Genomic DNA, 9,829 nt, shown 5'->3' with positions numbered 1-9,829 from the left:
ATCACCCTCGTTGAACTCGCCAGTCACGGTGCCGCTGACCGGGATCTGCTGACCCGCTTCGGCGGCGTTGATGACGTCGTCGGCGGTGATGTTGGCATCAAGCGCAATAGCCAGGTCCGGAGCAGTGCTGTCCACGCTGCCATCATCGGTGGCCGTGCCCGTGTTGCCAGCAGGATCTGTGACATTGGCGGCGACAGTATATGGGCCATCAGCCAGCGGGGTGGTGACATCTACGCTGAAGGTACCGTCCGGATTGACGGTCGTGGTCAGGGTCTGTTGATTGCCATTGGCATCAGTGACTATCAGGGTCACTGTACTGCCCACAGGGGCGTCAGTGGAGCCGGTCAGGGTCGGGGTCGTGTCATTGGTATTATCGGGAGCCGAGACAGAGATCTGTGGCGCTATCACATCCTGCGGTCGCGTATCCTCGGCACCCGGTAAGGCCTCCCGCAACAGTGCCCTTGTGGCGGGCTCGTTCGTGTCGAAACCACTCTGCGCCAGGGTAGAATCTGCGTTGCGATCGACGACGATGAAACCGCCATTGCCACTGCCACCAGCGACGCCACCACCCGCAGCAGGAGCCCCGCCAGCCGCCGACGCTTCAAATGCCTTGGTCGGATCAACGCCATCCAGAATGGCGGACTGCAAGGCGGCAATTTCGTCGCTGATGCCCCCCGGGGCTGGTTGTTGATTAAGCGCCAGCTGCTGGCCTTCCTCGGCAGAGGCCAACTGATCAGGATTGATGTCGGCGACAGGCAACGGGATCTGTAACGCGCCTGCGCCAATCGAGCCCCCAGCAGGGGAGGTCACCTGAGCACCTTTGGCTATTGCATCCCCCTCGGCAAGCTGACGCAGGCTGCCGTCCTCACCGACCAGGTATACCGGCTGGGTCAGATGGGTCACAACTATGTCCTGTTCCAGGGTGATGATGTTGGCGCTCATGTTCTCTCCTGATGAGTAGCTCCCGATAACGGGCGTACAATTTTTTCAGCGTTCACTTTATTCGAATGAGTCGCTAGTAACTAGTGCGAAATTTAGAACGAACGGAGGCTTTTTGAGGGGAAACAGACGCAGAAGCTGGAGGGTTGGCACTTGTTGTGCTTACTGATAAAAAACTATTTATTTCAAACATTTGAAATCCACTAGCAGGCGTCACCAGGTAACGCCCGCCAACACGTCAGATACCGGCCCAGAGCAGGATGGCCAACAGTTGCGGTGATATGATCCGCAGGAACATCACTAGAGGGTAAACAGTCGCATAGGCCAATGCACTGGCACCACTACTGCTGTGCATGGCGTTGGCAAATGCCAGGGCCGGGGGATCTGTCATCGAACCCGCCAACAGACCGCACAAGGTTAAGTAGTTCAGCTTGCCATAGTGGCGCGCCAGTACCCCGACAACCAGCAAAGGGATCAGGGTCAGCGCCATGCCATAGAGCACCCAGGCGGGACCATCCCCGTGAAGCAGAGTATCAACAAAACCCGCCCCGGATTTGAACCCGACCACAGCCAGGAACAGCACTATGCCTATCTCCCGCAGCGCCAGGTTGGCACTGGGGGGCATGAACCAATAGAGCTTACCTATACTGCCGATCCGGGCGAGGATCAGCGCCACCACCAGAGGGCCACCAGCCAGACCCAGCTTGAGCGCTGCCGGAAAACCGGGCAAATAGAAGGGAATTGAGCCAAGCAGCACCCCAAGCCCTATGCCGATAAATACTGGCAGCATCTGCACTTGTTGCAGCTTTTGCTGTACGTTGCCCACCACGCTAGTCACCGCCTCTATGGCATCGAGGCGGCCGACCAGATTGAGGATGTCACCAAATTGCAGGCTGGTCTGGCTGGTTGGTACCAGCTCGATCCCTGCCCGGTTGAGGCGCGAGATCACCACGTCATAGCGCTGCTTGATCTCGAGATCGCGGATCTTCTTGCCGAGCACCTGCTCGTTGGTCACCACCACCCGCTCGACTCGCAGTTCGGTGCCCCGGGTCGAGAGAGAGGTGTCGACCTCCTCCCCCAATACCAGCAAGACCTTGTGCAGCGCATGACGCTCTCCAACCAGATGCAGTAAATCCCCGGTCTCGATGCGGGTATCAGGACGCGGCACCATCAGCTCGTCACCCCGCTTCAGTCGCGAGCAGATCACATCCGTCTCATCCAGACTGGGGATCTCCTTGAGCATGAGTCCGTGCATGTTGGGGTTACGTACCGCGATGTTGATGGTCTGCAGGCTCTCACGGACTGTGCCGGATTCTTGTTCGAAACGGGCGGCTTCATCTTCGATCTTGATGTTAAAAAACACGCGAACCAACCACATGGTCAGCAATATACCGCAGATCCCGAATGGATAAGCGACCGCATAACCCATCCCCATCAAGGCCGTTGAGCCGGGCGCTGCGCCCAGTTCGGCAAGGATCTGCTGACCCGCCCCCAGGGAGGGGGTATTGGTCACGGCGCCGGAGAAGACGCCGAGGATCACCGGCAGCGGCACGGAAAACAGCTTATGCAGCCCCAGCGCGACCACGCAGCCCAGTACCACCAGCAAAGCGGCAAAGCCATTGAGCTTGAGTCCGGAGCTGCGCAGGGAAGAGAAGAACCCGGGACCGACCTGAATGCCTATGGTGTAGACGAACAGGATCAGACCGAACTCCTGGATGAAATGCAGGGTGTGGTCATCGAAGCTCACCTCAAAAAGACCGGCGAAGTGACCAACCAAGATGCCCCCAAACAGCACCCCCCCTATCCCTAATCCCACCCCGTGGATCTTCCAATTGCCCAGCCAGAGCCCGAGCACTGCCACCAGCGATAACATGCTGATAGAAAGCGCGATCTCACTCATCTTCGCCATCCTTGTTTCAAATTCGACTCGGCCCAGCTTGTCAGCAAAGAAAGAGAATGACTGTGTGGCGGCGCACGATTCTAGCTTTATTTGGAGCAAAAATTACCAATTAAGGGATAGATGAAATTCCCAGGGCGATGGAACTGCCGCTATCGCCTTCAGGGCAAAGAAGCCACGTAGCCGTAAATGGCCCAGAAGTGGCAAGCGCTTCCCCCCAGTACAAACAGATGCCAGATGGCATGGTTGTAGGGAATGCGCTTGTTGGCGTAGAAGATGACTCCCAGACTGTAGATAAGGCCCCCCAGCGCCAGCAACACCAGACCACCGACCGCCAGATTGAGGTAAAGCTGATAGACCGCCAGCAGGGAGAGCCAGCCCAGGACCAGATAGGTGAGAAGTGATAATCGCTTGAAGCGATTGATAAAAATTAGCTTGAACACCACCCCGGACAGCGCCAGCAACCAGATCACCGCCATCAACCAATCGGTAAAGGGGCTATCGAGCGCAACCAGCAGAAAAGGGGTATAAGTACCGGCGATCAACAGATAGATGGCGCAGTGATCAAAGATCTTGCACCTGTGTCGATGTGGTCCCTCGCCCATGCTGTGATAAAGGGTGGAAGCAAGAAATAGCAGTATCAGGCTGGCGCTGTAGAGGCCGTAACTGAACCGGGCCAGGGGCCCTTGATCCCAGCCCTTTAGCAACAGGCAGATCCCGCCCAGTACACCCAACCCCAGCCCCAGGCCATGACTCCAGCGATTCGCCCACTCTTCACGGGGGGAATAGTTCATCGCACCCACTCTCGATAGCAATAATTAGAGGCGTCACTCTAGCTCAAGCAGATTTAAGAGTACAAGTGTTAGCTGAAAAAAGGGAGTGGCTGCCAGCCGTGCCCCTTTGGTGTATCCTCTGCCGCCAGCGCATTGCCCCTGAGTGGGCCCTGGCGATTACCCGTATTGATGCCGCCGCGACCCCTTGGCCCATGCGCCCGGATGGCGTGGTCCGCCGGCCTGGTCTGGAGACCCCGATGACGTTGACCGAACTCTTTGCCAAACCGGATCCTGCCCTAGCCGCAGCCGTGACTCGCCTGTTGGAACGCTTTCACCGCGCCGACGACAGCGAGGCGCCCTATCGACGCGAGCAGTTTTGCCAACAACTCGATGATGCCAATATGCCCGGTGAGGGCATGGATACCCAGGCCTATCTGGCACGGCTCGAGCAGTTGGTGCCTGGCGCCTCCCATCTCGCTTCCCGTCACTACATGGGCCACATGACGGCCCCCCTGCCCGCCTTCACCGGCGAACTGGCCCGTCTGCTGGTGATGCTCAACCAGAATCCGATGAAGATGGAGTCTTCCCGTTTGCTGAGCTTCCTGGAGCGGGAAGTCTTGGCCAAGCTGCACCGCCTCGTCTATCGAGGCACTGACGACTTCTACCACCACCAGATGCATGCCAAGGATGCGGCGCTCGGTGTCATGACCAGCGGTGGCACCATCGCCAATGTCACCGCCCTCTGGCTCGCCCGCAACCATGCAGTGGGCGATAATCTGTTCCATCTGGTAGAGCAAGGTTACCGCGGCGCCGTCATTCTGGGCTCGCGTCTGATGCACTACTCCTTCGACAAGGGGATGGACTTGCTGGGTATGGGCGCCGTCAATGTCCGTCGGCTGGAGACGGATGCCGACAATCGCCTCAGCCTGCCCGCCCTGGAGGCAGCCTTGCTCGAGTGCAAGGCCTTGCGTCTCAAGGTGCTTGCCATCATAGGCGTCGCTGGCAGTACCGACTTTGGCTCAGTCGATCCCCTGGCCGAACTCGCTGACATCGCCCGCCGGGAAAATGTCCATTTCCACGTGGATGCCGCCTGGGGGGGCCCGACGCTGTTCTCTCCCCGTTACCAGTCACTGCTGGCTGGCATAGAACAGGCTGATACCGTCACTCTGGATGGCCACAAGCAGCTGCTCGTCCCCCTTGGCACCGGCATGCTGCTCTGCAAACGCCCGGATCTGGTGATGGCGGTCAAGCGCGAGGCCCCTTACGCCATTCGCGCCAGCTCCTTCGATCAGGGTCGCTTTACCCTGGAAGGCACCAGACCCGCCAATGCCCTCTACCTGGATGGCGCTTTCCAGCTGCTCGGCGAGACGGGTTATCGCACCCTCATCGAGGCCAACTATGCCAAGGCTCGTTGCATGGCAGCGCTGATCGACGCGGATCCCGCCTTCGAGCTGATGTCGGCCCCGGTGATGAACCTGCTCTCCTATCGCTGCATCCCCCCGCATCTGCAGGGAAAAACATTGAACAAGGCGGCCAACGAACAGATCAATCTCTTCAACGTTGCATTGCAAAAAGCCCAGCGCGCCGAAGGGCACAGCTTCGTCTCCCGCACCCAGCGCCCCCTGCATCGCTACGGCGATCAGCCTCTGGTACTGCTGCGCGCCGTGCTGCTCAACCCCCAGATTGAGGAGTCGGATATCCGCGACTTGCTGGCAGACCAGACCCGATTAGGGTTGAGTGTCGCCGCCGAGCTGTTTACCGATGAGTAAGGAAGGGAACTCAGGCCCCCGAGGCGGGTCTTATTCATTTGCCGTTGTCTGTCGGACAGGTAGACTGGATGAAATTTCGAGGTGAATGAGCCAGCATGAAGCAATTTTTTGAATTTATTCCGCTTATCGTTTTCTTTGCCGTCTACAAGATGGTGGACATCTATGCCGCAACCGGCGCTCTGGTGGTGGTCACGGGTCTGCAACTGCTCTACAGCTGGCTTCGCTATCGCAAAGTCGAGAAGATGCAGCTGTTCACCTTTATCCTGGTTGGCTTCTTTGGCGGGCTGACGGTCTTCTTCCACGATGACGCCTTCATCAAGTGGAAGGTGACGGTGATCAATGCCCTGTTTGCCCTCGCCCTGCTCATTGCCCGCTACGGCTTTAGCAAGAACCTGATCAAGCAGATGCTTGGCAAGGAGTTGCAGGCACCAGATCCCATCTGGGACAGGGTCAACCTGGCCTGGGCTGGCTTCTTCGCCCTCTGCGGCCTGCTTAACCTCTATGTCGCGTTCAATCTGCCTCAGGAGGTCTGGGTCAACTTCAAGGTGTTCGGCCTGCTCGGCCTGACGCTGGTCTTCACCCTGCTGTCCGGCATCTATCTCTACCGACACATGCCGGCGGAGCAGAAAGAGGCCCAGAAGCTCGAACGGAAAAAATAACCGCAACACGAAAAGGATTGTCTCATGTGGTATCTGATCTACTCCGAAGATGTGGCCGCGAGTCTGGCTTTGCGCAAACAGGCTCGCCCCGCCCACCTCGCACGGCTACAAGCGCTGCAAGATGAGGGACGTCTGCTGACGGCGGGGCCCAATCCGGCCATAGATGCCGAGGATCCAGCCGATGCTGGCTTCAGCGGCTCGACCGTCATCGCCGAGTTCAATAGCCAGGCCGATGCCCAGGCATGGGCAAATGCAGACCCCTATGTCGCTGCTGGTGTCTATGCCAAGGTCACCATCAAGCCATTCAAGAAGGTGTTCTAAGCAGACGCGCACCAATCAATGCAAACAAACAGGCCGGACATTGTCCGGCCTGTTTGTTTTGAGCGGATTGCGAGCACTCGATATCGCCAACACGTTGGAGAGTTTACAGATCGATGCCTCAGGCCCGTGCCACAAACCAGGGGTTGAGGATATCTGGCTTGTTATATTCGAGTGGCGAGCCATCGAGCCGGGTGACACTGCCCCCCGCCCCTTCCAGGACAGCCTGGGCCGCCCCCGTGTCCCATTCGCACGTGGGGGCCAATCTGGGGTAGAGCTCGGCCCCACCCTCGGCGATGATGCAGAACTTGAGGGAACTGCCCATGGAGACCAGATCAATCTCCCCAAGGGGGGCCAGAAAGTCTAGCGTCTCCTGGGAGAGGTGATTGCGACTGCCCACCACTCGCCAGGGGGTTCCCTCCTGATGAGGCCTTGTCTGGATGGGTCTGCTGACCCCCCCCTCGCTGCAAAATGCCCCCAGTCTCTTGCCGCCATACCAGAGCTTGTCCAGCACGGGAGCATAGACCATGCCCCAGACCGGGCGGCCTCCCTCGACAAGTGCAATGTTGACGGTAAATTCACCGTTACGGGAGACAAACTCCTTGGTGCCATCCAGGGGATCCACCAGCCAGTAACGTTGCCAGCCAAGCCTGGCCTGCAATACCTCTTCCCCCGACTCTTCGGACAACACGGGTATATCGGGTGTCAAACTCGCCAAACCGGCAACTATCACGTCATGGGCCCCCTTGTCCGCCGCCGTCAACGGACTCTCGTCAGCTTTGTACTCCACGGTGAAGGCTTGCTGGTAGATGGCCAATATGGCATCACCTGCGGCGCGGGCGATGGCCTCGATCTTGGCAATGGGGGGAAGGGACATAAAATAGCTTCCAAGTCAAAAAGATAGCTCATTCTACCCGAATCAGAACTGCCAGCTTATAGCCGTTTCTCATGAGTTATTCCTTGTCAGAAATGACAGACAAAAACTGCCACTGATGAGCTAAATATCAATGCGGCGCAACCCGCGTCCTTGCTCAAGGAAGAGAGTGTATGAAACGTCTCACGTTAGCCTATGCCGTGCTATTGGCCGCCCTGCCATTACTTGGGTAGCCCGTCCTGGCGGCAGAGAAGGTAGCAACCCAAACCGTCACCAGCAGCGCCGTCAGCAAAACGGGTAAAATCAACCTCAATACGGCCAGCATGGACGAGCTGACCGCCCTCAAGGGGATCGGCGAGAAGAAGGCCCAGTCCATCATCGACTATCGGGAGAAACAGGGGAAATTCAGCTCTGTGGATCAACTGGCCGATGTGAGCGGCATAGGCCCGGCCACCCTGGAGGCCAACCGGGACATGATCATTGTCAAATGAGATGCACAGGAGAAGTCATCTTCTGGGGCGGCCGGTGGCTGCCCCATTTTACTTCGGGTATCATGATGCCACTTTGTCTCACCGGATTGCTCTCCATGAAAAAGACACCGCTCGTTGTTCGCAAGGCCGTGCTACCCGTAGCTGGCTTGGGTACCCGCATGTTGCCCGCCACCAAGGCCATCCCGAAAGAGATGTTGCCCGTGGTCGACAAACCCCTGATCCAGTATGTGGTACGTGAAGCCATCGCCGCAGGTATCAAGGAGATCATCCTGGTCACCCACTCCAGCAAAAACTCCATCGAGAACCATTTCGACAAGAGTTTCGAGCTGGAAGCGACCCTGGAAAAGCGGGTCAAGCGTCAGCTGCTGGAAGAGGTACAACACATCTGCCCCAAGGACGTGACCATCATGCATGTCCGCCAGGGGGAAGCCAAAGGGCTGGGCCATGCGGTGCTCTGCGCCCGTCCGCTGATCGGTGACAACCCCTTTGCCGTGCTGCTGCCGGACGTACTGATCGACGAAATAGCCAGCGATCTCAAGCAAGATAACCTGGCCGAGATGGTACATCTGTTCGAGGCAGACCAGATCAGCCAGATCATGGTCGAGACAGTGCCCGAGAGCGAAGTCGACAAGTACGGCATCGCCGACGTCAAAGGTGAGGCGCTGACTGCCGGCATGTCCCTGCCGATGCAGGCCATCGTCGAGAAGCCGCCCCGGGATGAAGCGCCCTCCAATCTGGCGGTGGTGGGTCGTTATGTGCTGTCGGCCAACATCTGGCCACTGCTTGAGAAGACTCCCGCCGGTGCTGGCGACGAGATCCAGCTGACCGATGCCATCGCCATGCTGATGGAGCGCGAGCAAGTCAACGCTTACTCCATGAAGGGCAGAAGCCATGATTGCGGCAGCAAGCTCGGTTATATGAAGGCCAATGTCGAGTACGCGGCCCGTCATGGCGAGCTCGGCGCCGAATTTCGTCAGTGGCTGGCTCAATTTGTCAAACAGTTGTAAACGCTGATTTTTTCACCATTTCACAGAATATTAAACGGGGCATCATTTGATGCCCCGTTTTCATTTTTTAAACAAATATTCAGCTTTGAGTAAACAATCAACCATCAAATCATGACCTTGTAATTCAATCACGCTTGTTTTATAAGGTTTAAGGCTTGTTCCGAGCCCTTGCATAAAATTCCTAAAAAAATAAAAGATACAGGTGGAAGTTCCATGAATAACTCGTCAAAAGAGACCTTTTTAGGTCACCCTAAAGGGCTCTTTTTGCTCTTTAGTACCGAACTGTGGGAGCGGTTCTCCTATTACGGCATGCGTGCCGTGCTGGTGCTCTACCTCACCGACTTGACAGCCAATGGTGGCATGGGCTGGAGTCAGGCCGATGCCCTCAAGCTCTACGGTATCTATACCGGTCTGGTCTATATCACACCGCTCATCGGTGGCTGGCTGGCCGATACCGTGCTCGGACAACGTCGCTCCATTCTGATCGGCGCCATCTTGATGGCTGCTGGCCAATTCACCCTGGCACTGCCCCACGCCATGTTCCCGGACATGGTCAACAGCGTCTTCTATGCGGGCCTCGCCCTGCTGATTGTGGGCAACGGCCTGTTCAAGCCGAACATCTCCACCATGGTAGGTGACCTCTATCAGGAAGGGGATCATCGTCGCGATGGCGCCTTCACCATCTTCTATATGGGCATCAACCTGGGTTCCCTGCTGGCCGGGGTTATCTGTGGCGCTGCCGCCACAGCCTATGGCTGGCAGGCAGCCTTCATCGGAGCCGGCATCGGCATGCTGCTCTCCCTGGTACTGCAAGCGACCATGGCGCAGAATTTCCTCGGTGACATCGGGCGGGTCCCTGCGGCCAAACTGGCGGCAGCCAAGCGCGCCAAGAACCAGAAGGCTCCCCTGACCAAACAGGAAGTGGATCGCATCAAAGTCATCCTCATTCTGGGTCTGTTCACCATCATTTTCTGGGCGGGCTTCGAGCAAGCTGGCGGCCTGATGAATCTCTACACCCAGGAGTATACCGACCGCATGATCGGTAGCTTCGAGGTACCAACGGCCTGGTTCCAGTCCCTGAACCCCTTCTTCATCATCACCC

Annotated in this window: 9 protein-coding genes and 1 pseudogene; 6 read left to right on the top strand and 4 right to left on the bottom strand. The window is 57.6% G+C overall.

The genetic code is table 11. The annotated features are described in order from the left end of the window. The 3 genes from G113_RS21165 to trhA form a co-directional block, all read right to left on the bottom strand. On the bottom strand, positions 1-942 hold a 942-nt coding region (locus G113_RS21165; RefSeq protein ID WP_005907369.1), incomplete at its 3' end, for a retention module-containing protein. A gap of 235 nt (positions 943-1,177) precedes the next feature. Further along, positions 1,178-2,839 (bottom strand): putative transporter, encoded by a 1,662-nt coding sequence (locus G113_RS16485; protein WP_005907368.1) that lies wholly within the window; start codon positions 2,837-2,839, stop codon positions 1,178-1,180. 158 nt (positions 2,840-2,997) lie between these two features. Beyond that, the gene (gene trhA / locus G113_RS16480; protein ID WP_005907366.1) at positions 2,998-3,630 is read right to left on the bottom strand and encodes a PAQR family membrane homeostasis protein TrhA; all 633 of its coding nucleotides are present in this window, start codon (positions 3,628-3,630) and stop codon (positions 2,998-3,000) included. A gap of 236 nt (positions 3,631-3,866) precedes the next feature. On the opposite strand from trhA, the gene G113_RS16475 reads away from it, so the two are divergent. The 3 genes from G113_RS16475 (at position 3,867) to G113_RS16465 (ending at position 6,358) form a co-directional block, all read left to right on the top strand. Beyond that, on the top strand, positions 3,867-5,378 hold the full coding sequence (locus G113_RS16475; RefSeq protein WP_040319331.1) for an aminotransferase class V-fold PLP-dependent enzyme: 1,512 nt from the start codon (positions 3,867-3,869) through the stop codon (positions 5,376-5,378). A gap of 95 nt (positions 5,379-5,473) precedes the next feature. Then, positions 5,474-6,037: a septation protein A gene (locus G113_RS16470; protein ID WP_005907364.1), complete on the top strand. Its 564-nt coding sequence runs from the start codon at positions 5,474-5,476 to the stop codon at positions 6,035-6,037. A gap of 24 nt (positions 6,038-6,061) precedes the next feature. Next, positions 6,062-6,358 (top strand): YciI family protein, encoded by a 297-nt coding sequence (locus G113_RS16465; protein WP_005907363.1) that lies wholly within the window; start codon positions 6,062-6,064, stop codon positions 6,356-6,358. Between the two features lie 118 nt (positions 6,359-6,476). On the opposite strand, the gene cysQ is transcribed toward G113_RS16465, so the two are convergent. Further along, the gene (cysQ, locus tag G113_RS16460; protein ID WP_005907362.1) at positions 6,477-7,232 is read right to left on the bottom strand and encodes a 3'(2'),5'-bisphosphate nucleotidase CysQ; all 756 of its coding nucleotides are present in this window, start codon (positions 7,230-7,232) and stop codon (positions 6,477-6,479) included. 170 nt (positions 7,233-7,402) lie between these two features. On the opposite strand from cysQ, the pseudogene G113_RS21900 reads away from it, so the two are divergent. The 3 genes and pseudogenes from G113_RS21900 to G113_RS16445 form a co-directional block, all read left to right on the top strand. Beyond that, positions 7,403-7,720 (top strand): annotated as a pseudogene (locus G113_RS21900) (ComEA family DNA-binding protein). Positions 7,721-7,815: 95 nt separating this feature from the next. Further along, a complete protein-coding gene (gene galU, locus G113_RS16450) occupies positions 7,816-8,727 on the top strand; it encodes a UTP--glucose-1-phosphate uridylyltransferase GalU (RefSeq protein WP_005907359.1) in 912 nt (303 codons plus the stop codon). 213 nt (positions 8,728-8,940) lie between these two features. Then, positions 8,941-9,829: peptide MFS transporter (locus tag G113_RS16445; RefSeq protein ID WP_040319330.1), on the top strand; the 889-nt coding region annotated here is incomplete at its 3' end.

Origin of the sequence: Aeromonas molluscorum 848, assembly GCF_000388115.1 — a bacterium.
GTDB lineage: Bacteria > Pseudomonadota > Gammaproteobacteria > Enterobacterales > Aeromonadaceae > Aeromonas > Aeromonas molluscorum.
The sequence above is the reverse complement of the archived record's forward strand: the minus strand, read 5'-3'. Positions and strand labels throughout refer to the sequence as shown.